This window comes from Halobacillus sp. KGW1, assembly GCF_001592845.1.
Taxonomy (GTDB): Bacteria; Bacillota; Bacilli; order Bacillales; family Halobacillaceae; genus Halobacillus.
On sequence record NZ_LSOC01000008.1, the window covers coordinates 1 to 22,454 of the forward strand.

Below are 22,454 nucleotides of genomic sequence, written 5' to 3' on the forward strand. Positions count from 1 at the left end.
CAATACTTATTGCAGTTGCAATCTTCTTCTTGATTAATCCATAGTGACACAGTATTCATTTTTGTGCTAACGGAAGCGTTGGTTGAAATTTTGCTTAATATATCTTGAATTAAAGTCTTAATGAAACGGGGGCAAATTCTCAATAATACCCGCGCATATTGTATGTGAAAAGATATAATATTTAATAAATTCAATCAGAAAAGAAATGGGGACTTGAAAGTATGACTGAAATTAAAGAAATAGGATCTTTATGTTCTTTAGACGAAAAAGGTTATATCATAAACCAATCTGAACACAAAAAAATCAATAATAAATTTCAAGAAGTCATCCGACTTATAAACGATAGCTGTCTTTCCGCTTTACCAAAGGAAATTCACAGCATTTACATAAGAGGCTCTGTACCAAGAGGGTTAGACATTGAAGGTGTGTCGGATGTGGACGTAATAATCATAACCTATACCGATCCTGAAGAACTTGACCTAGATTGGGTGGAGGACAGGGAACAATTTATTGATCAGAAATTTTCTTTTATAAACGGCGTAGAATTAGGATTTAGTCCTTTAAGTGAGGTTGAGGAGTCAAAATATTGCTCCATGATCCCTTTCATTCTAAAAACCTATGGGGTTTGTATTTATGGAGAAAACCTAATAAGTAAACTCCCTGATTATAAGCCCGACAGCTCCTTGGCGAATGAACACCTCATTCACCTAACATCTCTTATTGATAAAGCCAAGTATGATTTAATGGGTAATGACGACATTGAGGACACTAAGGATTGCTGTTCATGGATTATGAGAATTATTGTGAGGGCTGGTGGTGCGCTTGTCATCGTTCAAGAACAGTCGTATACAAGAGATTTATACCCAGCTTATGAACTATTTTCGAAGCATTATCCTGAAAAAGAGCCAGAGATGAGAACAGCTCTTTGGTACGCAATCAACCCCTTATCAAGCTCAGAAGAAATATTGAAATTCTTGGATCACTTTGGAAATTGGATAGAGAAAGAAACAGAAAAGTGGCTCGATGTTTATAATCCAACAAGGGCAATGCATCTACCACTTTGATAATATAATTACTGTATCTATTTTATATAAATTGAGTTACAAAAACCAAAGTTATCTCGAATTCAAGTCTTATAAAAACGGAGGCTAAACATAAAAAAGAGGAGGAATAAATATGATACGTTTATTAGAACCAACAGATGCAAAAGATTATTGGGACTTAAGATTAAATGCTCTAAAAGCTAACCCAGAAGCTTTTGCAATTAGCTACAAAGAAGCCTTAAAGAGAGAAGATCCAATTGAGGGAGTAGCAAAGAATCTTAACAATAAAGGAAACTTTACATATGGAGCATTTGTTGATGGTGTACTTATTGGTGTGATAACAATGCTACAGGAAAGTCCATCAAAGCTTAGCCATAAGGCACTTATATTAGGGATGTACGTGAGGACTGAATCAAGAGGGAGTGGTGTTGGAAGGTCCTTATTGCAAGAAGTGATAAAAAAAGCTAAGAATATAAAAGAAATTGAAAGACTAAACCTAACTGTAGTAACTAGCAATAAAAGGGCAAAGAAATTATACTCCGATTTAGGCTTTAAAACATATGGTGTGGAAGAAGAAGCACTTAAATTTAATGGCCAGTATTTTAACGAAGCACATATGACTTTAAAAATATCTTGAAATCAAGTCTCCCAGAAACGGGGGCTTTTCTTTAATAATATGCTTTGAAGCAAGTGAAGATAAGAAATATAGGAGGTATTTTCATTGATTAAGGGTCTATACGAAGCACATTTGCCGGTAAGTGACTTAAATAAGTCGATTGAATTCTATGAAGGACTAGGGTTGAAGTTTGACCATAAAGTGGAAGATAGATTAGCTTTCTTATGGATTGTAAAAGACCAAAGTTGGGTTGGCTTATGGAAAACCGATAAAGTTGAGGTAGAGTATCATCCTTCAATTAGACATATAGCTTTTGAAGTATCTTTAGATGGTTTGAAAAACTCGGTTAACTGGCTAAAAACTAAAGGTTATAAACCGAGAAAAGCTTTTGGTTTTGATCCTATTGAACCATTCGTGATGCCAAATCCTAATGGAGAGTTTGCCCATGCAAAGGTACATTTTAATGACCCGGATGGAAATAGTTTAGAGTTCATTTGTAAAATTAGTAATCCTAACAATTTGACAGAGAAAATGTATCTAAGTGAATGGGAAGAATCAAATAGACTAACGAAGTAGTATGCAGCATAGACGATACATATGGAGACTAAAGTAAAAGAAAAGCTATGATATATCTCAATATCAAGTCTTTCTGTATGGGGGTTATCCTTTAATGCCTTCTATTAACGATAGGCGGTTTTGCTTTAAAATCTTCGCAAAAAGTGAATTGAATGTCTAATAAACACTCGCTCTTTTCCAGAAAGGGCGGGTGTTTTTTGTATGCAGATTAGTGGAGAATTCAGTACCCAGTAATTATGGTAGAAGAAACAGGACCGGGGGTACTTTGTTCGGTTTTTTTTTATATTTTTGTAAGATATTTGAGTTTATCGCGTCTTATATGTAAGGAGGTGAGATGGTGACACAGAAGAACCGCCAGTAGATACCGATATAGCTCCCTTAAGGAACATACAAAATACGTTGCGAAGGAAAAAGCTGCAGACGATTATATTTTCAGTCATGGTAACATTGGTTTTGCAGTGGTTACAATCGCTTATCTGACAACGCCGGCATACCTATCTTATAATGAAGATGCAGTTTCAATCATGGAAAAGGATGACGGAACTGTACGTTTGAATTTTAGTGAAGAAGTCGCTGGATTTGATGTAACCGAATATCCAGCAGCGGGCAATTCAGGATATGTCTATGATATAACGACGTGGGAAACGATCTGGCACCAGAAAATAAGCAGAAACAACGTAGAAAATACGGTCTTAAACCCGAATGGGGAAACGGTCGCTTCCGTCTACTATTACAATACCGATGGAAGTGAAAATACTTTAATTTATGGGGATCCCATAACAGATGGTTCTGTTATGACGTTACCTCGGGTTGTTTTAAGTTATTATCTGTTGTTTGCTGTAGGTTTTTCACTTATTTGTGGAATTGGATTGGTCCTATTCCGTAAGAACGAGAAAATAAGAAATGGACTAGAAAAGATTATTCTACTGCCTATCTCTTACCTGTTTGCTCACTTCCTTATAAAAGGTCTTCACTCTTCCACTTACCTTGCTGGACGAGACTTTTATCTAATATTACTAGTCACCATTCCTTTATATTTTGCGTTGTCAGCTGGACGGAACATATTAAAAAAATTATTAAATAAAAAGCCGAAAATCACTTCATAATAATGTTTTTTGGATTGAAAAGGGAACCCATTTTTAATGAGGTTCCCTTTTCAATCCAATATTAAATGTTGTGAGTAACAGCGTAGGGGAATTTCTCGACGATTGGAGAGAGGCGGTAGCTTTATCAGGTTTCTTTCATGATATGGCGGAAAATCAATGGAGCGAATAAAGAGAAGAGGAGTACACTTAACGTTACCCACCAACCGACCGATTTAAATGTGTCTTCGGGAATGATGAATGTGTATCCCAAATAGGATAAGAACAAAACACCTTGAAGCACTTTCAATGTTTTTGCATCGGCTTGATTCTTCTCCGCTACAAGTCTCTCATCCGTCTCGGATACAATAATTTTCGGGTTCTTTTTTATTTTCATTAGTTTAAGGAAGGAAGTCAGTGCTGCACTGAGAGGAATAAGTGATAAGGCTAAAAAGGCTTTGCTGTTAGGAAAAGAAATGGACGTTGTTTCGAGAATAAACCAGGTGATAAACAGGGCTAAGCTGACAAATAACGATATACCAATGGTTAATTTAGTTTCTTTAACTAATTTTTCAGCACGCATTGATCATTCCTCCCAGAATAAATCATCTAAAGTTTTATTTAATGCTTTACATATGGCCGTACACAATTTCAGACTCGGGTTATAGTTTCCAGATTCGATTAAATTAATGGTCTGCCTTGTAACCCCTACAATATCTGCTAATTTTTCTTGAGAAACATCGGCTTCAACACGGGCGATCTTCATTTTTTTGTTTTTCAAAAAATATCCTCTCCTCCTCCTACATTTATATTATTCAATACATTACAAAATGTCAATTATAAATTACATTTTGTAATGTGATTTGAGGAGGAGTTTCATCATTGGTTAGAAAAGCATCTGGGGAAACTGGAATTTTGGATTCGAGGTATAGGGAGGGGCTGTCGTTCAATTAGAACCATCACTTTTCATTAGATGTATATGGTTGTAATTTCCAAATTACGGCAAGTTTGATAGGATGTATTTAATTACCTATCACAGATTAAATTGCTTAGAACATGTGAAAGGAAATAGCACTTGCGGAGAGGAGAAGGTGGATGTTTTCAAATAGGAAAACCAAAAAAGGAAAATGGCTTGCTTACTTAGGTACATGGATTTTCGCTGTTGGACTAGCATTTAGTGAGATTTTTGATTTAGATGGTATGCCCAAACTATTAGAGGCTGCATCGATCCCTATGTTAGTAACAGGACTATTGATGATCATTACATCCAATTTCTTTAATAAGAAACGTTCTATAAAAACACTAAGGTGAAGGTGGTGTCACTAACGATGGACGATGTAGTAAGGTGTCCTGAATGTGGTAAAGAGTTGAAGCAAGGATATATTTTCTCGCCTCGAAGAATTTGCTGGTCCGACTCGCCTGATTCGATCTTTGCTGATTTTGGAAGTGAAACATTAATAGATGACGCATGGTTAAAAGTCAAAAAAAATCCAGCCTTGAGGTGTCAGGAGTGCAGCATAGTTATTTTTAAACATAAGGAAAACAACGATAAAAGATAGGCGTATTTTCTTGAAGAAACATGTTTTAGCCTTTATTACACTCATCGTGATGACTGGATGCAGTAATTAATGAAGGATGGAGACTTCCAATTTTAAATCGTAAAACCACAACGGTTCGTTTTTGCATGAACGAGTTGTTTCGTAGGATGGGAGTGGAATGTTCGGGATAAGCCAAAAGGACTTCCACAAAAATAAGAAGTCCTTAGTTATGGGTAATATCAACATTACGCTTCAGCACAGCCGAAAAAGCAACGATTTCATTAGGATAATGTGGATTTAAGGTTTTTGAATGGTGACGGTACCTTCAGGAGAGGATTCTTCAGGTCATTACGGGATACTCCTTGATAGTTTTCCTCCTATTATGCTGGTTCTTCGCTTCGTTTTACTGACCTATCAATGGATAGGTGCTGCTTTCTTTCAACGTATCATTTATTATTTGAACTTCCCATGCATGGAAGTCAAGCGCCGCCAATTGAATCGCATTCTCAAGTACAGACTGATCCGCTTCCGTTACCATGTCTTCATCCATTGTGTATTGCACCGCAGCCACACCGTTTGTAAGGGAAGACTCGACAATTTGTATCCCTTCGACAATGGCTGACGAGTAAAACGAATCGGCATGATCTATGGTGCCCATCGCATCTATAGTCTCTGGAAAAGTGAGGGGCTCATCGTTTTCATTTACCACTTGCTCCTCCAGCTCACCACCAGGGAGAAATAGGGTTTCTTCTAATGCTTCGTCATAAATCGTATAGTAACCGCGTGTTAAACCTTTTTCATCTTTAACGTCAATCGATTCATCGACGGATCGCTCAGCTAATGTCAAACCTTTTTCACCATCAGGGTTTAAAAAAGTAATCTCTTCAACTCCATAAAGATCACTGATCCCATATAACGCGTCGAAGAATAAGGTGCTTTGAGTAGAGGTTGTGGATAATTCATTCCCATCTTCATGGAAGTGGATGTATAGGTGCGGCCATTCAAAGGATAGATCAGCGTACGAGCGGAGTATATCCTGCTCAGACGGGTCATTCTTTAAAAGTGACATTTCCAGGCGTTCTTCAGGTGAAAGTGCTTGTTTTTCTTCCTTATCACGGTGTATAGCGTATGCTGTATAAAACCGACTTCCCTCATCGAATACTTGAGTATCAATAAAATAATCAGGATTCTTTTGTGCTCCGCTGTAAACGTCTGTGCTGCTCTCGTCATCATTAGAAGTTTCAGCTTCACCTGAGGAGTCGATACTTTCAGCGTCCCCATCATCCGCGTTATTTTCGCTCTCAACATCGTCTCCTGTGCTGCCGTCCAGCGATTCCGAACTTTCATTTTCAACAGGTTCAGAGGTTTGCCGATCTGCCTCCTCCTGTGAGCTTTGACATCCAGTAATGAGTAAAAGCACAGCCGTCAACAAGAATACTTTCATCGCTTTTTTATCCATTAAATCCCTCCTTATCCATATATACCCTTTAAGTGGTTGTTTGAAAATCATTCGAATGGTTGTTTTCTCGTCCTTATCGCAGTCAGCTAATGAAAAACAACTCAGGAAACACAATGAAATTGCTGGTTAATAATTGAAAAAGTCTGTCGAGTTCCGATATTAATGGGGATAATCCACACCATAATGGGGGAATGATTGTATGCGGAATCGACGGACCAGATTAAGAAGTAAAATGTTATGGGCGCTGCTGCCGGCTATTGTTCTATCACTCTTGCTTGTTACGTTTGCCTCGTATTACCTTTCTAAGGATCAGATGGAACGGGAGATCGAAGCGAAAACCGAAGCTACGCAAAACAGCATCATTAATGATATGAATAACCGTTTTAATAAACATGAGCAGGTGGCTCATTCCACGGCCGCTGTTGTAGAAGCGATGGGGAATTCCCTGTCCAGGGAAGCGTATATATCGATATTGGGAAATGCGATTCAGACCAATGAGGATACACTCGGGGCGGGTGTCTGGTACGAGCCTTATACATACGAAGAAGACGAACAGTATTTCGGCCCCTATGTATATAAAACGGAGGATGGCGTGACCTCTACTTCGGATTATGAGAACGCCGACTACGATTTTCCGAATACGGATTGGTACGAAGCCGGGAAAGCTGCGGAAGTCGCTGGCTGGACGGATCCTTATTTTGATGAATCCTCTGGTATCACGATGGTGACGACGGCGGTTCCTTTTTTCAATGAAAACAAAGAGTTCCAGGGCGTGATTTCCAGTGATATCGATTTAACCAGCATCCAGAAGATTGTAGCGGATATCGATATAAGTGAAGAGGGGTATGCTTTCTTAACAGATGCGAACGGGAAGTATCTCTCATCTCCTGCTCCGGATAAGATGATGAACGCTTCGATCACGGATGAAGGAGATTTTGGAGTCCAAGGAGAAGCGATACTCTCCCAAACGCAGGGTTCCTTACGTCTGTCTCAGGACGGAACCAACCAAAAAATCTTTTATACTACTGTTCCAAAGACTGGGTGGAAGCTTGGGATCGTCATCCCGACAAAGGAACTGTATGCTGCATCCAATCAACTGCTTGGTCAGGTATTGATTATTGTAGGTGTGGTCATCGTAGTAATGGTTGTCGTTATTTTCCTGTTCTCCAGAAATATGACACGGCCGATTGAAGCGCTCGCGGAACAGACGAAGAAAGTTGCAGAGGGCAGGCTTTCTGTGGGGCAGGATTCGAATCGGACGGATGAGATCGGTCAATTAACGAACCACTTCAACTTGATGGTGGAGAGCATGAGGGGCTTTATCCTGAAAGCGAAGGACTCGGCAGCGACGGTAACGGTGTCGGCGGAGAACTTTAGTGCAGTCTCCGAGGAAACCACCGCTTCCAGTGAGGAAATTAACAAGACGGTGGGAGAAATCGCTTACGCTTCTTCTACTTCAGCAGAGGATATCGAAGCAACGAAGCAGCAAATGAAGAGTCTCGCAGCCCGGATGGACCATGTCACAGAGTCTTCTCATGAAATGAAGGGCAAATCGAAGGATGCCTCACGTGCAAGTGAAACAGGCTTGACGCAGATGTCCGATTTGGAGAAGAGCTCAACGGAATCCAACGAAAAAATCGATGACGTAGAAGCGTTGATCCAATCCCTTTCCGCACAAATAGAGAAAATAAACACTGTGATCGTCAGCATCAGCCAGTTTTCCGAACAAACGAACCTTCTGTCCCTGAATGCAAGCATCGAAGCGGCAAGAGCCGGTGAACACGGTAAAGGCTTCGCCGTCGTGGCAGAAGAAGTCCGTAAACTCGCTGACCAATCCTCCCAATCGACGGCGGAGGTGCAGGAGATCATTGAAGAAATTCTGGAAAGCTCCAGCCGAGCGGTAGAAAGCATGGCAGCGACGAAAGAGATATCCAATCGCCAGAAAGAGGCAGTCACACGAACCATCGAAGTGTTCCATCAAATTGGGAACAACGTACAAACGATCGATCAGAGTATCCAGCAGAACGTAGAAGAAGTTGCGTTAATGAATGAAGATAAAGAAGAAGTCCTGCTGGCTATGGAACGTATTTCCGCGAATATACAGGAGACGGCAGCTGCGAATGAGCAGGTCACTGCGACGATTGATGAACAGGTACAGGCCATGCAATCGGTATCTTCTTCGGCAGACAGCTTGAGTGCATCCTCCGAGAATCTGCAGTCGATCATCGATGCTTATCAACTGGAAACGGCGGAGGAAGAACCGGACGCGGTCAGCGGAGCGGCAATGAAAAACGAATGGACGGATAAAAAAGTAAGCTGACTACAAGAGTCCCAACACAAGAGAGCCATAGCTCAGAATTGTGGCTCTCTGAACATACCGCTGTTATTATCGGGAGAAAGCGCGGAAGTCATAGAAGCGTCTGGAATTGAAGTGTTGAGGGACAAGTCGGGCAATGATGACAAGATAGATATTACTTGTCCAAAACGGGCGCCCGCTTTATGCTCATAATAAGAGGATGTGTCTGCCTTGAAATATAGGACATCTCTCCTCGAAAAGGAGTGTGCTTAAATGTTTAAAAAGATCATGAAAGGCATTTCGAAAGAGTTTAGTAAGCGGGGAAGCAGCAGCGGCCGCAGAAGGTCTTATCGTCACGGCTCAAGCAGTGGGAAGCGGCGTAAGTATTATGGAAGCAGCAGCAGCCGACGTGGGCGGAATCCGCTTTATGGTTCGCACCGTTATAAAAAGAAACGACATTATTCCAGCAGCTGATCGACATGCAGAAGACTCCGTAGGGTACGGAGTCTTTTTTAATGGCGGGAAGAGATCCGGGCGAGTACCTGCTCAAGCGCTCCCAGTATCTCTTCCCCATTGTTATACGGAGGTCCCATCTCAAGCAGTCGCTTCAACAGCTTGGTGGTGAGCGGGTGAAGGGTGAGTTCTTCCGTCCACGGCCGGTTCCTTTTGGTGTCGCCTTCGTAAGACGAGTAGAGGAGAAACAACAGGAAATCACCGACATCAAAGAAATCATCCCGGGCCAGCCGTTCACGCTGCACGTGGTCCTTGGTGTCCAACGTGTGCGCCAGGCCGAAGTCGATCAGATGCACTTCTCCTTCATGAAGGAGGACGTTCGGAATTCGGATGTCTCCGTGAAAGACGTCGTTTTGATGGATATAACAAACGATTCCCATCAGCTTTTGCACAAGCTCCAGACATTCCTTCTCCGAGTATTTCTGATTGGATGCAAACAGCGTGTCCTCGACGTTTTTCCCCTCGATAAATTCCATGGAAAAGAACGCTTCTCCATCAAAGGAGAAGGTTTCGATCAATGCAGGAATCCCGGGGTGCTTCAGCCGCTGGAGAATCGACGTCTCTTCCTCGTAATTCTCTTTATTCTCCTTCCCCTTGCTTTTACGCATCTGCTTGACTACACATGTATCCCCGGCGTTCAAATCTTTACAAAGATAAATGATGCCGTAGCTCCCATTCTGCAGCACTTTCTTAATCTGATATCGTTCCGCCAGAACCTCATTCCTTCCATAGGGACGATCCATGAGCTTCTGACGGACCCTCTTCCATAACCAATGTACCGTTTCCATACGCACCTCTTTGTTTTGTTTGTTTTATCATATCAAAGGAAGCAGGGAGGAGGATAGGAAGGATATTTGAAAAGCTTTCCAGTTGAACCTTGAAGTGGTAATCTAGATAAACAAACGCAGTGGAGAGTATTTTCTGTGAAAAGAATACCGTTCGATAAAGAGGGAAAAGGGGAGCGGATACGTATGGACATAGAGAAGCATTTAAAAAGAATGCCGGAGTTTGAAACAGAACGAATAAAGCTGAGAAAGTTAGCCTATTCAGACGTCGAGGATGTGTTCGCCTTCTGCTCCAACCCTAACGTAGCAGGGCCGATGACATGGGAAGCGAACCGTACGAAAGAAGATACAAACGAGTTTCTGCGTATGGTCATCACCGGCTATGAAAAAGGGGGTTCCGGTGAATGGGCGATAGAATGGAAGGAAAGCGGCCGGGTGATCGGCGTGGCAGCATTCATTGATTGGAGCAACAAACACAAGTGTGTGGAACTGGGGTATTTTCTTTCTGAGAATCATTGGGGAAAAGGCGTAGCAACAGAAGCGCTGCAGGAACTCATCCACTACGGTTTCAAGGATCTGGAGCTGAATAGAATCGAAGGCAGATCCGATACGGATAATTTCGGCTCTCAGAAGGTCATGAAAAAGTTGGGGATGCAGCATGAAGGAACATTGAGGAAGAATGAGTGGATCAAAGGTGAGTTCAGAGATACGGAAGTGTACGGCATGTTAGCAGGTGACTATGATTCGAACCCGGATTATTGATCATACAAACATGGAAGTTAGTATGACTTTACAGACTTTTTTTATAATCACGAGGATAAACAGTGATTGGATGAATACACCTTCTCCATTGCCTATTGGAGAGCAGATCAACTCATGGTAAAATGGAAAAATGAGGTTGTTAATCAGCGGTTTTTTATGAAAATTGTGGGGGAAACAGTGGGTACGGAGTTGTTCTTCTCTCCCTTCTGTTGGTGTGGGACCACCCGGTTTTATTTGTAATCGGGGTCGTTGCTTTGTCCGTGCTGGAAGTATGGATACATAAGAAAAAGCAGGCATAGCTGTACATAGAAAAAAAAGCCCGGACGGGGATGCATCACGTCCAGGCTTTTCTTTGTATGGCTCGAAGAAGATAAAGGGGGGGCATGGTTAGTGAAACGTGTAGACGTTGCATACGCCTTGGTTTTTGACGAGGTCGAAGAAAAAGTATTGATGGTGAAAAATAGAGGCCGGGACTGGTCCCTTCCCGGTGGTGCTGTAGAAAAGGGAGAAACCTTTGCGCAGGCCGCTATTCGCGAGTGTAAGGAAGAAACAAATGTGACGATAGAAGTCGAAACGATCGTAGCTGTGAATGAAGCGTTTTTTGAAAAAGAAGCCCATCATGCCTTGTTCCTTACTTTCAAGGCGAAGGTTGTGGAAGGATCGATCCGAGTCGTACATAAAGATGAAATCGAAGAAATAAAGTGGGTCGATTATGAAACGGCAGACGGATGGATGCCTTATCATGCGAATGGTGTGGAGCGGCTGCTTCAAGCATCTGCACCCTATACGTTTCAAGGATAAGGGGACAATTTAAGAAGAAAGGGGGGGCGCATCATGTCCGAGTTTACCATCGTTTTTCTTTTGTGTCCGTTAATGGTACTCGCTGCTTCGGTAATCGGCCATGCCGTTTTCCACAAATGGGCGGTCATGCCGACAGCTGTATTTGTCGTGTTTACCATTCTTACGTTCACCGTTTTCAATTCGAGCTTTTTCATCTGGGTGATGGTGTATACGGTTCTTTCCATCATCGTAAGCCTTCTGATGAATAGAAGGAAAGGAAACCATGCTTTTTGAAGGATAAGAAAATCCCGGGAGGAATGTTAATGAAGAAGGAAGCGGGCACGATGATAAAACCGAATACTTTACGAAAAGGGGACAAGGTTGCGGTTATTGCACCGGCCGGTCCTCCGGATCGAGTGCTGCTTAATCAAGGCATAGCCGCATTGGAGGAGATGGGGCTTAATGTATTCATCGGCCGTCACGTGTTCGATGGGGAGGAAGCGGGAGCGCATCTTATCCAAAATCGGGTGGATGATGTCCATGCAGCGTTCCGCGACCCTTCCATCCGAGCGATGTTTTGTGCGAATGGCGGATACGGGTCGGCGAAACTCGCGCCGATGCTCGATTACCAATTGATGGAGCACAACCCTAAGATTTTCTGGGGGTATAGTGACCTTACTTATTTGCTGGAAGCCATTCGTAAAGGAAGCGGTCTCGTTACCTTCCATGGGCCGATGGTGGCGTCCGACCTGAATGAGGCACAGAGAACGAGCGGAACCCTTACTTCCTTTTCCCCTTTGTTCACGGGGGAAAGCGTGACCTTTGATTCCAGGAACTCGCAGCTGTTCAAGCTGGCTCCAGGGACAGGGACGGGCCGTATCGTCGGCGGGAATCTCACGCTTCTCACCAATGGGATGGGCACACCTTATCAAGTGGAAACGTCCGGGGCGATTCTTTTGATCGAGGAAGTCGCAGAGCCCGCCTTCCGCATTGATTTGATGCTTCTCCACCTGAAGCAGGCAGGAGTCTTTGACCAGGTGGAAGGAGTCATTTTAGGGAATTTCCAAGTGGAACAGGAGGAGGAAGCACGGGTGAGTCAAGTGCTGGAAGACTTCTTCGCTTCCTCGCCGTTTCCAGTCGTCGGGAACTTCCCGTTCGGCCACTGCTCTCCGAATTGCGGCATTCCGCTGGGTGCGAACGCGACCTTGTCCACTTCTCCATCTCAATTGGTGATCGAATCGGGGGTCGTTTAATTTATGAAGAGGTTGAACCGAAAAGCGCGTCTTTTGCAGTGGACATTCATCGTCCTCCTACTTGCTGCGTTTGCGTTGATGCTTGCGGGTTTACGAGAGAGCGTGTCCTTTGTGGGGGCGACGGCCGCTGCGTTTATCGTCACTTTGTACTGGGCGGTTATAGAGCATAAGCGGAAACGGAAGGAAAAGGAAAACAGGTAAAGAGGAGGGGAAAGGGGGTAAAGATAGGAGGTATACAGTGGTATACCATTTAACGACCTTTCATCGGTTGCTTTTTACCTGAACGACTCCTCAACAGCTCATCAATGACGAAATAAAAAACTGCTATCACAAGAGAGTAAAATGTAAAAGTCCATAATATAAAAAGCGGTAATATTCCCGCAAAAATATGAAAGGCATAAGAAAAAAAGAAACGTGCTGCTCCCCATTTTTTTGTAATTAAATCAGATACTATTGAAATAGGTAGCCCATACAAAAATACGCCAATAGATATATATCCAGCTACAATGCTAAAGCTACTCATGAATCCAGGAGATTGCTGCTCCCCTAAAAGCATATGGGGTGGAGTAACTAAAGTGACAATGATGGATGCAATAACCGTGGTAATCAATGCAGATAATAGCTTTCTTCTTAATAACAACACCTTCACACACCCCCCTTAGTTACTATTCCGTCCAGAGAGTATGAACGGATAACGATTTGTTTTCTGTCTTGCTTGGAAATTGAAAAATTCGAGCTCTTTCTATTTTGGAGTACACTCTCCATTCTTCACTAAATTTCACTTTCATTCTTAAACCTTATTTTATAAACAAGCCCTCTATATAAAATACCATTATTTGTTAAGTGTTATAAAGCAATTCTTGAAGTACCATAAAGATTTTCTAAAGACAGCAGCTTCAGTAAAAAGAGGAGAGATGAAATGGTTAATCGTGCGATGAACGTTATGGTCAAAGACTACGAGGAAAGCTGGCCGGTTTTGTTTGAAGAGGAGGCCGAAAAGCTGCGAGCCGTTTGGAAGGGAGAACTTGCTGCCATTCATCATATTGGCAGTACGGCCGTTCCCGGACTGAAAGCGAAGCCTGTCATCGACATCATGCCGGTGGTGGAGCAGATAGAAAAAGTGGATGACTACAATGAATCGTTGCTGGCATTGGGGTATGAGCCGCTCGGCGAGATGGGGATTCCGGGGCGGCGTTATTTCAGGAAAGGCGGCGAGAACCGGACCCACCAAATCCACGTATTCCAAAAGGATAACCACCACGAAATTGACCGGCACCTTGCCGTCCGTGATTACCTGCGGGCGCACGAGGAAGCGGCGGCCGCCTATGGCGCGTTGAAAGCGTCCCTTGCCCTTGAGTTTCCGAAGGATATCGCCGGATACAGTGCCGGGAAGGACGACTTTGTAAAAGAGTTGGAAAGAAAAGCGCTGGATTGGAAAAGGAAGGATGCATAACCATTTCGTTTTTCCCATTCGGATGGTTCTTTCTAACCGTTTTATGTGAATCTATCACATTCATCTATACAGGAATCTTTTGCAGCCATACATTATATCAAACCTGGATGTTATGTAAGACAATCAGGTTACTATAATGAGGAGTATGAAAAATGAATGATTCAAATAATCATGTGAACGGCTATGGAAAATCCTGCTGCCAGGGCTGCGGTAATAACTGTCCACCCCCGTGCAGCAGGGACAAGTGCTGCCGTTCCTGTAACGTACATGACGACAAGAGATCCTGCCGATGTTCCTGTAAAGACGTTTGTGTTGGAGGCGGCTTGGTGAATGTGAATATTATCGGATTCAATACCAACGGTTTTACGTATGTCATCAGCCAGGGGGGACAGCAGGTTGAACGAGCCGTATCCCTTAGTGCATTTGGGATCGACTTTAACCCGTTTGGTCCGCGGATGATTTCTGGAACAGTTCGAAGCGACGGCACGGTGGTCACTGGTGGAGAGAACTTTTCCGTTTCGCATGAGGCGTGCACGGGTATCTATACCGTTACGTTCAAAAGGGCTTTCACCATTGTCGACGCGGAAAATCAGCCGCCGGAAGTGACGGTTATTCCTGAACCGATTAATGTTGGAGTCGGGGCACCGGTGGGGAACGTTTCTGATATTATTACTGGATTGGTGGATGCTCAAGGCCGGATTCTTGACGGTACAACACTTGGTACTAGTGACGAGTACGCCTTTACCATTGTTAAAAACCCGAGCGTGAATGGATACTACAGGATGCGTTTCCGCCCGGAGTTAAATGTGGAATTGCTTCTAGAGGGCGGAGTGCAGATAGAAGTGTTTGAAGACTTGATCCCACCGCAGGAAAGCTGCTGCTGTTCCTGTACCTGCTGCGAGAGCGGAGCCAATGGAGACATTCTCGGCTATGGTGTCGATTTAATTAATGTGGACAAGACTGGGTTCATTTACCGTCCGTATGAGGAGACGATTCTGGGGAAAAATTATCGGGATCTGCCGGTTAACTTTTCTGTATTGTTTATTCGAAAAGAGTCGTAATTATTGTTAAACGATTAGGAAACCATTCTGATCTCCAGAATTCATCCGTTTTATTGAAGAGGAAGGCCGGTTGATAGAAACCGGCCTTTTTTTGATCATGCTTGTTCTTTCTTCAGGCTGTGGTATGCTGATTTGTAAATCATTAACTGTTTCATGCTATTTTCCAAGAATTATAGAGAGGGGAAACCACATGCCTGGCTTACATATAGGAGATAAAATCGGTATCTTCACACCATCCTCTCCGGCGACGGTTACAGCCAAAGTCCGGTACGAGCGGGCGAAAGCGTTTCTTGAAGGGAAAGGATTCACCATCGTAGAAGGACGTTTGACAGGAAAAACGGAAGGTTACCGTTCCGGTTCGCCGAAAGCACGGGCGGAGGAGCTGAATGAGTTGTTAAGGGACCCGGACATAAAGATGGTGATGGCATCCATCGGCGGGACCAATTCCAACAGCATGCTTCCCTACATCGATTACGAAGCATTCCGCACCCGCCCGAAGCTCGTCGTCGGCTATTCCGATGCGACGGCGGTCCTGCTCGCTCTCTATCATAAGACGGGGATGACGACCTACTACGGCCCCGCGCTCATTCCATCTTTCGGCGAGTTCGAGCCGCTTGTCGAAGACACGTATCGATATTTCGAAAACTATTTCCTGAAAGACATGAAGCTTCCCTATGAGGTTCCAATGCCTCCCTATTGGTCGGATGATCCAGTAAATTGGCTGCATCAGACAGGAAAGAAGAAGCTGTTTGATAATGCCTGGATTACGAGGAACGAGGGAACCGCCGAAGGACGCCTGATCGGGGGCAATGTCAATGCCATGTACGGATTCATCGGAACGGAATATTTCCCTCTTGTGAAAGAGGGGGACATCCTCTTGATAGAAGATTGCATGAAGGATGCATCCACAGTGGAAAAGAACTTCGCGATGCTGAAGCTGCACGGCATCTTCGATCGTGTTTGCGGCATTCTCTTAGGAAAACACGAGCGGTACGACGATCTCGGCACGGGAAAAGAACCGATCGATCTGCTGATGGAACAGCTCGACGGCCGGGACATTCCGGTTATCGGTGAGTTCGACACGAGTCATACCCACCCGATGCATCCCCTCGCCATCGGGAAAAAGGTGCGGATGGACACGCAGACTCGAACGGTGCAGTGTGTGGAGGCGTGGATCTGACATTCTATAATGGGTGATCTGCCTGCTGCTTATACGGAATAGCTTGACCAGCTATTCCGTTATACTATAGTGGTAGTAAGTAATACTTAATATCTGTATCACATAGTACTGGAAAGGAGGTACACATGAGTAATTTCAGAGAAATGATGAAAGGGGTCCTGGAAGGGTGTGTGCTTGAAATCATCAGTCGCGGAGAAACGTACGGCTATGAAATCACCCAGCAGCTGCGCAAGCTCGGCTTCACCGACGTTGTGGAAGGAACCGTCTATACGATTACGATGAGGCTGGAGAAGAACAAGCTGGTGGAGATTGAGAAGAAGCCTTCCAATATGGGGCCGCCGCGGAAGTTCTACACCTTGAACCGGGCCGGAGAAGAGCAGCTGGAACTATTTTGGGAGAAGTGGGGGTTCCTCTCGTCAAAAATCAACGAACTGAAAAAGGAAAGGGGAGAACAGCAATGAGTATTTTTGAGAAAATGATCGGGAGTATGCAGGACAAACGGGAATGGAGAGCAATGGAAGCGCGAGCCAAGTCACTGCCGGAGGAATACCATACGGCTTATAAGGCGATTCAGAAGTATATGTGGACGACCGGCGCACCGACGGATTGGGAAAGCACGCACCGCATCTTCAGCGGCATCCTTGATCTTTTCGAAATGGGGGCGGCAGAAGGGAAGAAAGTCACGGACCTTACGGGAGAGGACGTAGCGGCCTTCTGTGATGACCTGGTGAAGGATGAACAATCTTGGAGAGATAAGCACCGCCGGCAATTGAATGATACGATCCGCCGTGGTGAGTGAGGGCGGTTTTGAACAGGGAAGGGGCATGTCAGTTGGCTGATCATGGAGAAGAAAGACTCGCCGGAGGAAACGTATCAAACGTGTACCGGGCAGGAAACACCGTCCGGCGGGAGTGGAAACCGGAAAGCGGACGAATCCACAAGCTGCTGCTGCATTTGGAAAAGAAGCAGTATCCATATGCCCCGAGGTTCCTCGGGGTGGACGATCAGGGCCGGGAAGTTCTATCCTACATCGAAGGGGAATCCGGTCATTACCCTTTGAAAGGATACATGGGATCCGATGAAGTGCTCACAGAGATCGCAGGGATGCTGCGCAGGTATCATGATGCCGTCTGTGACTTTCCTATCCCGGAGGAGTGGCCGTCGCTCGATCGGACGCCTGCGCCGAGGGAAGTCATCTGTCACAATGATTTCGCCATGTACAATATCATTTTCCATAACGAGCATCCCGCAGGAGTCATTGATTTTGATGTCGCAGCTCCGGGGCCGCGGATGTGGGATATCGCCTACACGTTATACACGTGCGTCCCATTGAGCCGCAAGCACGATGACGCAGACGGTAATGCCGTCCCCTATCGTTTTCCGGAAGATGCCGAGCGGATCAAACGAAGGGTGAAATTGTTTTTTGCAGGCTACGGAATGGAAGAAGAAGGATACTTGGAGATGGTCGAGCTTCGTTTAGAAGGTCTTGCAGCCTTAATGACGAGAAAAGCGGCCGAAGGAGACGCTGCCTTTCAGAAGATGATAGAGGAAGGACATCTGGAACATTATCAGAAAGACATCGCCTTCCTCCGCAAGCACGGGAAGGAATGGATGTAAGCAGGGAAAAAGGAAGGGGAACGTATCGGTTCCCCTTCCTTTTTATGTTGTGAAATAATGGTGTAGTGGGCGGGCTCCGGAAAATGGGATGCTTTCCACGGGGCGGCCGGTGAGCCTCCTCATCGCGATGCTCTTCCGGGGTCTCACCTGTTCCGCTAATCCCGTAGGAGTCACCCATTTTCCTCCGCCCTTCGCCATATTATTCTAACACTCCCCTTGTTACAGAAGTTCTCCGTACGCTTTACGCAGCCGGTTGTAATAGAAAGTATTTGATAGGATTATGACGAAAATCCTCCGTCGGAATGGATGATTTGTCCGGTGATCCAGGCGGCTTCGTCACTGGCGAGGAAGGCGATCAGCCTGGCTGCGTCCGCAGGTTCGCCGATCCGTCCCATCGGAAACTTCGTCCGCAGCGTATCTTTCAGCGTCCCGCTCATCCAGCCGGTGTCCGTCGGACCGGGATCGACAGCATTGACCGTAATGTGGTGGGTAGCAAGCTCCAGCGCAACGGATTTCGTAAACGCAGATACGGCGCCCTTTGTTGCTACGTACGCCAAGTTCCCCGGCTCCGGTGATTTGTCCTGACCGGAAACCATATTGATGACCCGGCCGCTGTGCTTCCACTCGATCCGGCGTGCGAATTCCACCGTCAACAGGCATGTGCCTCTCACATTCACTCCGTAATGAGCATCAAGGATGTCCGCCTGCATGGACCGGAAATCGACATCAACGGAATGGGTGGCGTTATTGACGAGGATGGAAGGGGAGCCGAGTGTCCCGCTCACGGTATCCAATAATTCTGCCGCCGCATCCGGTCGGGACAGATCGAGCTCCATCGATGCACACCTTACGCCAAGGCTGCGGATTTCTTCCATCAGGATGTCCGGCCAAGCGGCATCTTTTTCTTCCGAGTAATCCATCGTACGGTCGTACGCGGACCAGTGGGTGAAGAAGATGTCGGCTCCTTCCTCAGCAAGCGTCCTGCATATGGCGGTGCCGATTCCGGATTCCCGGCTGGCCCCTGTTATAATGGCAATGTTATGAATGAGTCGTGTCATAAAAAGCATCTCCCTTTATGGAAACGCTGAGCAGACGGCTATCGGAGATGTTAGGTTTACGCACGTATCCTTAATAGAAGAACACCGATGCGGTAATAGCAGAAGCCAGCGATCCTGTAATGGCATACGAAATAAACGTCCCTTTTGATTAAAGGAACTCTCTTTTTCATCCCGTACCATTAAAGGATATCGCCCATACCGATCCATGCTCCTTTCGTCCATCTCCTTTCTTCATCTAACCATAATATCCAAATGTAGTAAACCTCTTCTGCAGCCGTTCCTTTCATGATACACTGATTGTAATATTTTTCTATTTGGAGAAAGGGGGCGTAAGGATGTTGAAAAAGAGCCTATTCTTTTCTGTCCTGGTCTTGTTCCTGCTTGCTGCCTGCTCGGAAGCCGAGGGGACGGAACCATGGAAAGCAGCCGTCATCGGGAAGCTCCCTGATTTTTCCGATGAGACGGTGGATTTCTCCTCTTATTCCTTGAAGGAATGGACGGAGGACGGTTCGCTTTCCGACCAATACGATGCGTTATTTGTGATGCCCGATCAGTTTGCGGAAGCTTCACAGGATAAATATGTTTCCATGTTCAAAGAATCATCGGTGCCGGTAGTTTTCGTGAAATCGGAAAAGCGTCATCTTCCTTTTGTAACGGAGGGAATGGATTATGAAGCGACTCCGGATGCTGCGAAGGCTGATTACTTCGCCACTATTTATGAGTGGACCGGCGGGGAAGAGAACAGGGAGGATGTTTGGTATATCGAGGATACAGAGGACGATTCCGCCAATTATCAGCATCTTCTGGAAAAGCTTGCTTCGATTCAGTAAGGATGGACATAAACGAAAAGGCTGCCGATGGATAATCGGCAGCTTTTTTTACAGCTTGTTCGGTGCGGTCGGGCTGCGGAAAATGGGATGCTTTCCTGATTTCTCGTCAGCCCCTTCTATTCAATTATTGGAATTGCGGTCGACGTAAGGAAAAATCGGATCTTTCAGATGGAACTCATAGGTGTTTCCGTCTACGATGCCGACTACTTTGTCACTGTCGTAAAGGTCCAGCAGGAAGTGGGCCATTTCTTTGGATGTATGGTACTTAGGCAAAGCCTCGTCATAGTTGAACTGATCGACATCCATTGCCTGCTTGGCAAATTCGGATTCGGTCGCGGCCGGAGCCAGTACTTTCGCCCGCATTTTCGCACCCCGGCCTTTCAGCTCCTGGGCCAGTCCTTCTGTAAAGGCACTGACGAAGAATTTGGTGGCACAGTAGGTCACGGCGTTGGCTACGATCGTATATCCGCCACCGGACGAGATGTTGATCAGCTGTGTGCCTTCTTTTTCTGCATAATCACGTGCAAACAGAGAAGAAAGAATCGTCAATGCTTCGTTGTTTAATCGCAGCATCGTTTCAATCTTCGTCAGGTCATGCCCGGACACGGGATCGAAGTTGCCGAAACCGGCGTTGTTGACCCATGTCTCCAATTCATATTCCTTCAGGCTTTCATACAGGTCATACACCTGGTCGCTTTTGGAAAGGTCCGCTGTTTTGATGACGACCTCCACGTTCTTATCCAGTCCGTTGATCTCCTGCTTCAATTCTTTCAGCTGCTGCTCCCGTCTTGCCACAACGATGACGTTCTTGCCGCGGGCCGCGAAGGCGAGGGCTGTTTCATAGCCGATTCCTGAACTTGCTCCTGTAATAACCGTGTATTTCATGTGAATACCTCCAATGATTTTATGTTATGCTCCTAGCATAAGGCTTGAAGTGCACTTCAACGCAAGCATAAACACTTTCATTAACCGATTGGAGGAAAAGATATATTTACAATTAGGGAAACGGCGGAGATGCTGGAGCTGAAACCGCACACGCTTCGGTACTATGAACGGGAAGGTATCATAACGAGTGAAAGAGATGAACAGGGGTACCGGACATTTACAGATGAACAGATCGGCTGGCTCCGCTTTGTTAAGAAGCTGCGGGAGACGCAGATGCCGATCCAGCATATTAAAGAATATGCCGAGCTTTATGTAGAAGGGGAGCATACCTCCTCGAAACGCCTGGAGCTGCTGGAAGAACACCGCCGGGCCATCCAGGAACAGCTGCGGACACTGAGGGCGACCGAGGAAATGCTGGATCATAAGATCGAAACGTATAAAGAGTATCTAAGGGCAGGAGAGGAACATCCGACGACATAACATCTTTTTGAGAGGCTTGTCATGAAGAAGGTCGCAGGTTTGTTACGTATGCTGCTGTTCCTTTTTCCCGCATGGTTCCGTTTTATACATACGAAACAGAAAAAAGTGAAAAGCATTCGATTCACGGAAAAGGTGTCAGCTGACATTTCCTGTTTTCGTAATATGTAAGCACCATAAGTAATAGCGTAACGGAACGACCATCTGCGTGCTGAATATAGAGGCGGGAGTGCAATTTTTTTAAGAAACATTTTTACTATCGACGTGTGTCATCCTCTTTATCTATTGAAATATCCAATCGTTGTTGATAATTGCTAACAAAAGAACCGCACAGAAAAACCCACTCTTGTCATTAAGAGTGGGTTTTTCTGCATTTCTTCCCGATAACGAGCGGTATTACTTTGTTGATTATTCTGGTGTCATACCAGCCATCATTGCTGCGAATGTCATAAGGCTTGCGGTGGCCAACAAGACGACCAGAGAAATAGAAGCCAACACTTTTTGTTTCTTGAATGACACGGCGGTCAATAGGATCGCGACAATCAAGAAAGTCCAAATGACGATGATCGACTGCGATCCGTTTAAAAACAACAAGGACGAGAATCCGGCAATCGGGACGATGCTGAACAGTAACATATAAATTCCAAAGAGTGTATCTTTATTCTTCACTGGGAATCCACCTTTCTTTTTTGCAAATTATAACTTCTTAACCATTTTATAACAAAAAATCTGAATTTCAACTCATTTGGCAGATAGAAAATTGCTGTCACAAATTATATACCTTTATTTTCCAATTTGTAAGATACAGCCCTTTTTCCCGGATGCAGTGGAGAGTCTGAAGCAATCGGGAACCCAACTCCTGAAGATTTTCTAAAGGAGGAGGGAGCCGATATTTTTCTTCTGGACGGATATGTGTACTCAAATGCGGAAGGTATTGAATGGGTCGAGGAGTTGGCATACACAGCAGGCGGACAAATCGGGGAAATATCGAGGCAGACGGATAAAGCGGTCCTTTTCCGCAACGGAACGGCCAACCGACTTCCTGTAGGAACAAAGATTTACGAAACGGATACGCCGGTCTGCATGGCCGTGGTGGATGGCAGAAAGCTACTCTATTTGAAGATGGTCGAAGGGTGAGGAAGATTTTTTATCGACTGGAATGACAAATCCCATTCTGGTATGGTGCTTTT

31 protein-coding genes are annotated in these 22,454 nt (G+C 45.0%); 23 read left to right on the forward strand and 8 right to left on the reverse strand.

Going from position 1 to position 22,454, the window contains the following annotated elements; all coding sequences use genetic code 11:
- Positions 1 to 221: 221 nt before the first annotated feature.
- The 4 genes from AXG56_RS18750 to AXG56_RS18765 all read left to right on the forward strand — a co-directional run bounded on the left by AXG56_RS18750 (position 222) and on the right by AXG56_RS18765 (position 3,341).
- Complete coding sequence (locus AXG56_RS18750; protein WP_062515814.1) at positions 222 to 1,064, forward strand: nucleotidyltransferase domain-containing protein; 843 nt, start codon at positions 222 to 224, stop codon at positions 1,062 to 1,064.
- Positions 1,065 to 1,176: 112 nt separating this feature from the next.
- Positions 1,177 to 1,680, forward strand: coding sequence for a GNAT family N-acetyltransferase (locus AXG56_RS18755; protein ID WP_062515815.1), 504 nt, complete (start codon positions 1,177 to 1,179; stop codon positions 1,678 to 1,680).
- Positions 1,681 to 1,764: 84 nt separating this feature from the next.
- Positions 1,765 to 2,235, forward strand: a complete 471-nt coding sequence (locus AXG56_RS18760) for a VOC family protein (RefSeq protein WP_008640522.1) — start codon at positions 1,765 to 1,767, stop codon at positions 2,233 to 2,235.
- Positions 2,236 to 2,759: 524 nt separating this feature from the next.
- The gene (locus AXG56_RS18765) at positions 2,760 to 3,341 is read left to right on the forward strand and encodes a hypothetical protein (RefSeq protein ID WP_235601532.1); all 582 of its coding nucleotides are present in this window, start codon (positions 2,760 to 2,762) and stop codon (positions 3,339 to 3,341) included.
- 124 nt (positions 3,342 to 3,465) lie between these two features.
- Here the strand turns inward: AXG56_RS18765 and AXG56_RS18770 are convergent, their stop codons facing one another.
- Both AXG56_RS18770 and AXG56_RS18775 read right to left on the reverse strand, forming a co-directional pair.
- Positions 3,466 to 3,900 carry a hypothetical protein gene (locus AXG56_RS18770; RefSeq protein ID WP_008640244.1) on the reverse strand — a complete coding sequence of 145 codons (435 nt, stop codon included), beginning with the start codon at positions 3,898 to 3,900 and terminating at the stop codon, positions 3,466 to 3,468.
- 3 nt (positions 3,901 to 3,903) lie between these two features.
- Positions 3,904 to 4,098, reverse strand: coding sequence for a helix-turn-helix transcriptional regulator (locus AXG56_RS18775; RefSeq protein ID WP_008640246.1), 195 nt, complete (start codon positions 4,096 to 4,098; stop codon positions 3,904 to 3,906).
- Between the two features lie 314 nt (positions 4,099 to 4,412).
- Between AXG56_RS18775 and AXG56_RS18780 the strand changes: the two genes are divergently transcribed.
- Both AXG56_RS18780 and AXG56_RS19800 read left to right on the forward strand, forming a co-directional pair.
- The gene (locus tag AXG56_RS18780) at positions 4,413 to 4,628 is read left to right on the forward strand and encodes a hypothetical protein (RefSeq protein ID WP_008640248.1); all 216 of its coding nucleotides are present in this window, start codon (positions 4,413 to 4,415) and stop codon (positions 4,626 to 4,628) included.
- A 17-nt stretch (positions 4,629 to 4,645) separates the two neighbouring features.
- Positions 4,646 to 4,876, forward strand: coding sequence for a PF20097 family protein (locus AXG56_RS19800; RefSeq protein ID WP_008640250.1), 231 nt, complete (start codon positions 4,646 to 4,648; stop codon positions 4,874 to 4,876).
- A gap of 382 nt (positions 4,877 to 5,258) precedes the next feature.
- Here the strand turns inward: AXG56_RS19800 and AXG56_RS18790 are convergent, their stop codons facing one another.
- A complete protein-coding gene (locus AXG56_RS18790; RefSeq protein ID WP_062515816.1) occupies positions 5,259 to 6,314 on the reverse strand; it encodes a hypothetical protein in 1,056 nt (351 codons plus the stop codon).
- A gap of 199 nt (positions 6,315 to 6,513) precedes the next feature.
- Between AXG56_RS18790 and AXG56_RS18795 the strand changes: the two genes are divergently transcribed.
- Positions 6,514 to 8,634 carry a methyl-accepting chemotaxis protein gene (locus AXG56_RS18795; RefSeq protein ID WP_062515817.1) on the forward strand — a complete coding sequence of 707 codons (2,121 nt, stop codon included), beginning with the start codon at positions 6,514 to 6,516 and terminating at the stop codon, positions 8,632 to 8,634.
- 249 nt (positions 8,635 to 8,883) lie between these two features.
- The gene (locus AXG56_RS18800) at positions 8,884 to 9,084 is read left to right on the forward strand and encodes a hypothetical protein (protein WP_026578540.1); all 201 of its coding nucleotides are present in this window, start codon (positions 8,884 to 8,886) and stop codon (positions 9,082 to 9,084) included.
- Between the two features lie 38 nt (positions 9,085 to 9,122).
- Here AXG56_RS18800 and AXG56_RS18805 read toward each other — a convergent pair whose 3' ends face one another.
- Positions 9,123 to 9,911, reverse strand: a complete 789-nt coding sequence (locus AXG56_RS18805) for a protein kinase (RefSeq protein ID WP_051348967.1) — start codon at positions 9,909 to 9,911, stop codon at positions 9,123 to 9,125.
- A gap of 135 nt (positions 9,912 to 10,046) precedes the next feature.
- On the opposite strand from AXG56_RS18805, the gene AXG56_RS18810 reads away from it, so the two are divergent.
- The 5 genes from AXG56_RS18810 to AXG56_RS18830 all read left to right on the forward strand — a co-directional run bounded on the left by AXG56_RS18810 (position 10,047) and on the right by AXG56_RS18830 (position 12,904).
- A complete protein-coding gene (locus tag AXG56_RS18810; RefSeq protein WP_062515818.1) occupies positions 10,047 to 10,670 on the forward strand; it encodes a GNAT family N-acetyltransferase in 624 nt (207 codons plus the stop codon).
- 390 nt (positions 10,671 to 11,060) lie between these two features.
- Positions 11,061 to 11,471, forward strand: a complete 411-nt coding sequence (locus AXG56_RS18815; protein ID WP_062515819.1) for an NUDIX hydrolase — start codon at positions 11,061 to 11,063, stop codon at positions 11,469 to 11,471.
- Between the two features lie 33 nt (positions 11,472 to 11,504).
- Complete coding sequence (locus AXG56_RS18820) at positions 11,505 to 11,744, forward strand: DUF2651 family protein (RefSeq protein WP_062515820.1); 240 nt, start codon at positions 11,505 to 11,507, stop codon at positions 11,742 to 11,744.
- A gap of 29 nt (positions 11,745 to 11,773) precedes the next feature.
- Positions 11,774 to 12,703, forward strand: coding sequence for an LD-carboxypeptidase (locus AXG56_RS18825; protein WP_235601533.1), 930 nt, complete (start codon positions 11,774 to 11,776; stop codon positions 12,701 to 12,703).
- A 3-nt stretch (positions 12,704 to 12,706) separates the two neighbouring features.
- Entirely contained in the window at positions 12,707 to 12,904 is a 198-nt protein-coding gene (locus tag AXG56_RS18830) for a hypothetical protein (protein ID WP_062515821.1), read from the forward strand.
- Positions 12,905 to 12,953: 49 nt separating this feature from the next.
- Here the strand turns inward: AXG56_RS18830 and AXG56_RS18835 are convergent, their stop codons facing one another.
- Positions 12,954 to 13,346 carry a hypothetical protein gene (locus tag AXG56_RS18835; RefSeq protein ID WP_062515822.1) on the reverse strand — a complete coding sequence of 131 codons (393 nt, stop codon included), beginning with the start codon at positions 13,344 to 13,346 and terminating at the stop codon, positions 12,954 to 12,956.
- Between the two features lie 276 nt (positions 13,347 to 13,622).
- Here AXG56_RS18835 and AXG56_RS18840 point away from each other — a divergent pair, with 276 nt between their 5' ends.
- The 7 genes from AXG56_RS18840 to AXG56_RS18865 all read left to right on the forward strand — a co-directional run bounded on the left by AXG56_RS18840 (position 13,623) and on the right by AXG56_RS18865 (position 18,014).
- Positions 13,623 to 14,156 (forward strand): GrpB family protein, encoded by a 534-nt coding sequence (locus AXG56_RS18840; RefSeq protein ID WP_153017451.1) that lies wholly within the window; start codon positions 13,623 to 13,625, stop codon positions 14,154 to 14,156.
- A gap of 183 nt (positions 14,157 to 14,339) precedes the next feature.
- A complete protein-coding gene (locus tag AXG56_RS19590) occupies positions 14,340 to 14,486 on the forward strand; it encodes a hypothetical protein (protein ID WP_161484936.1) in 147 nt (48 codons plus the stop codon).
- Positions 14,483 to 15,217, forward strand: a complete 735-nt coding sequence (locus AXG56_RS18845) for a hypothetical protein (protein WP_026578547.1) — start codon at positions 14,483 to 14,485, stop codon at positions 15,215 to 15,217. Before AXG56_RS19590 ends, AXG56_RS18845 begins: the two co-directional genes overlap by 4 nt.
- A gap of 190 nt (positions 15,218 to 15,407) precedes the next feature.
- The gene (locus AXG56_RS18850; RefSeq protein ID WP_062515823.1) at positions 15,408 to 16,397 is read left to right on the forward strand and encodes a S66 peptidase family protein; all 990 of its coding nucleotides are present in this window, start codon (positions 15,408 to 15,410) and stop codon (positions 16,395 to 16,397) included.
- Between the two features lie 125 nt (positions 16,398 to 16,522).
- Positions 16,523 to 16,858 carry a PadR family transcriptional regulator gene (locus AXG56_RS18855; RefSeq protein WP_008640272.1) on the forward strand — a complete coding sequence of 112 codons (336 nt, stop codon included), beginning with the start codon at positions 16,523 to 16,525 and terminating at the stop codon, positions 16,856 to 16,858.
- Positions 16,855 to 17,196, forward strand: a complete 342-nt coding sequence (locus tag AXG56_RS18860; RefSeq protein WP_008640273.1) for a DUF1048 domain-containing protein — start codon at positions 16,855 to 16,857, stop codon at positions 17,194 to 17,196. The genes AXG56_RS18855 and AXG56_RS18860 overlap by 4 nt, the downstream gene beginning before the upstream one ends.
- 32 nt (positions 17,197 to 17,228) lie before the next feature.
- The gene (locus AXG56_RS18865; RefSeq protein ID WP_062515824.1) at positions 17,229 to 18,014 is read left to right on the forward strand and encodes a phosphotransferase enzyme family protein; all 786 of its coding nucleotides are present in this window, start codon (positions 17,229 to 17,231) and stop codon (positions 18,012 to 18,014) included.
- A 278-nt stretch (positions 18,015 to 18,292) separates the two neighbouring features.
- Here AXG56_RS18865 and AXG56_RS18870 read toward each other — a convergent pair whose 3' ends face one another.
- Positions 18,293 to 19,072, reverse strand: coding sequence for an SDR family oxidoreductase (locus AXG56_RS18870; RefSeq protein WP_062515825.1), 780 nt, complete (start codon positions 19,070 to 19,072; stop codon positions 18,293 to 18,295).
- Positions 19,073 to 19,407: 335 nt separating this feature from the next.
- On the opposite strand from AXG56_RS18870, the gene AXG56_RS18875 reads away from it, so the two are divergent.
- Complete coding sequence (locus tag AXG56_RS18875) at positions 19,408 to 19,902, forward strand: hypothetical protein (protein WP_051348968.1); 495 nt, start codon at positions 19,408 to 19,410, stop codon at positions 19,900 to 19,902.
- 120 nt (positions 19,903 to 20,022) lie between these two features.
- Here AXG56_RS18875 and AXG56_RS18880 read toward each other — a convergent pair whose 3' ends face one another.
- Entirely contained in the window at positions 20,023 to 20,787 is a 765-nt protein-coding gene (locus tag AXG56_RS18880; protein ID WP_008640277.1) for an SDR family oxidoreductase, read from the reverse strand.
- 102 nt (positions 20,788 to 20,889) lie between these two features.
- On the opposite strand from AXG56_RS18880, the gene AXG56_RS18885 reads away from it, so the two are divergent.
- Positions 20,890 to 21,267 (forward strand): MerR family transcriptional regulator, encoded by a 378-nt coding sequence (locus AXG56_RS18885; RefSeq protein WP_008640278.1) that lies wholly within the window; start codon positions 20,890 to 20,892, stop codon positions 21,265 to 21,267.
- 405 nt (positions 21,268 to 21,672) lie between these two features.
- Here AXG56_RS18885 and AXG56_RS18890 read toward each other — a convergent pair whose 3' ends face one another.
- Positions 21,673 to 21,933 (reverse strand): hypothetical protein, encoded by a 261-nt coding sequence (locus AXG56_RS18890; RefSeq protein ID WP_062515826.1) that lies wholly within the window; start codon positions 21,931 to 21,933, stop codon positions 21,673 to 21,675.
- Positions 21,934 to 22,176: 243 nt separating this feature from the next.
- Between AXG56_RS18890 and AXG56_RS18895 the strand changes: the two genes are divergently transcribed.
- Complete coding sequence (locus AXG56_RS18895) at positions 22,177 to 22,401, forward strand: hypothetical protein (RefSeq protein ID WP_235601534.1); 225 nt, start codon at positions 22,177 to 22,179, stop codon at positions 22,399 to 22,401.
- The last annotated feature ends 53 nt before the right edge of the window (positions 22,402 to 22,454 follow it).

What these genes read in the sequence shown, in the direction of transcription:
- AXG56_RS18790 (WP_062515816.1), bottom strand. Translation starts at nt 6,314, where the DNA reads ATGGATAAAAAAGCGATGAAAGTATTCTTGTTGACGGCTGTGCTTTTA.
- AXG56_RS18805 (WP_051348967.1), bottom strand. Translation starts at nt 9,911, where the DNA reads ATGGAAACGGTACATTGGTTATGGAAGAGGGTCCGTCAGAAGCTCATG.
- AXG56_RS18870 (WP_062515825.1), bottom strand. Translation starts at nt 19,072, where the DNA reads ATGACACGACTCATTCATAACATTGCCATTATAACAGGGGCCAGCCGG.
- AXG56_RS19800 (WP_008640250.1), top strand. Translation starts at nt 4,646, where the DNA reads ATGGACGATGTAGTAAGGTGTCCTGAATGTGGTAAAGAGTTGAAGCAA.
- AXG56_RS18820 (WP_062515820.1), top strand. Translation starts at nt 11,505, where the DNA reads ATGTCCGAGTTTACCATCGTTTTTCTTTTGTGTCCGTTAATGGTACTC.
- AXG56_RS18750 (WP_062515814.1), top strand. Translation starts at nt 222, where the DNA reads ATGACTGAAATTAAAGAAATAGGATCTTTATGTTCTTTAGACGAAAAA.
- AXG56_RS18850 (WP_062515823.1), top strand. Translation starts at nt 15,408, where the DNA reads ATGCCTGGCTTACATATAGGAGATAAAATCGGTATCTTCACACCATCC.
- AXG56_RS18780 (WP_008640248.1), top strand. Translation starts at nt 4,413, where the DNA reads ATGTTTTCAAATAGGAAAACCAAAAAAGGAAAATGGCTTGCTTACTTA.
- AXG56_RS18840 (WP_153017451.1), top strand. Translation starts at nt 13,623, where the DNA reads ATGGTTAATCGTGCGATGAACGTTATGGTCAAAGACTACGAGGAAAGC.
- AXG56_RS18800 (WP_026578540.1), top strand. Translation starts at nt 8,884, where the DNA reads ATGTTTAAAAAGATCATGAAAGGCATTTCGAAAGAGTTTAGTAAGCGG.
- AXG56_RS18755 (WP_062515815.1), top strand. Translation starts at nt 1,177, where the DNA reads ATGATACGTTTATTAGAACCAACAGATGCAAAAGATTATTGGGACTTA.
- AXG56_RS18860 (WP_008640273.1), top strand. Translation starts at nt 16,855, where the DNA reads ATGAGTATTTTTGAGAAAATGATCGGGAGTATGCAGGACAAACGGGAA.
- AXG56_RS18875 (WP_051348968.1), top strand. Translation starts at nt 19,408, where the DNA reads ATGTTGAAAAAGAGCCTATTCTTTTCTGTCCTGGTCTTGTTCCTGCTT.
- AXG56_RS18855 (WP_008640272.1), top strand. Translation starts at nt 16,523, where the DNA reads ATGAGTAATTTCAGAGAAATGATGAAAGGGGTCCTGGAAGGGTGTGTG.
- AXG56_RS18795 (WP_062515817.1), top strand. Translation starts at nt 6,514, where the DNA reads ATGCGGAATCGACGGACCAGATTAAGAAGTAAAATGTTATGGGCGCTG.
- AXG56_RS19590 (WP_161484936.1), top strand. Translation starts at nt 14,340, where the DNA reads ATGGAAAATCCTGCTGCCAGGGCTGCGGTAATAACTGTCCACCCCCGT.
- AXG56_RS18770 (WP_008640244.1), bottom strand. Translation starts at nt 3,900, where the DNA reads ATGCGTGCTGAAAAATTAGTTAAAGAAACTAAATTAACCATTGGTATA.
- AXG56_RS18830 (WP_062515821.1), top strand. Translation starts at nt 12,707, where the DNA reads ATGAAGAGGTTGAACCGAAAAGCGCGTCTTTTGCAGTGGACATTCATC.
- AXG56_RS18880 (WP_008640277.1), bottom strand. Translation starts at nt 20,787, where the DNA reads ATGAAATACACGGTTATTACAGGAGCAAGTTCAGGAATCGGCTATGAA.
- AXG56_RS18765 (WP_235601532.1), top strand. Translation starts at nt 2,760, where the DNA reads ATGGAAAAGGATGACGGAACTGTACGTTTGAATTTTAGTGAAGAAGTC.
- AXG56_RS18825 (WP_235601533.1), top strand. Translation starts at nt 11,774, where the DNA reads ATGAAGAAGGAAGCGGGCACGATGATAAAACCGAATACTTTACGAAAA.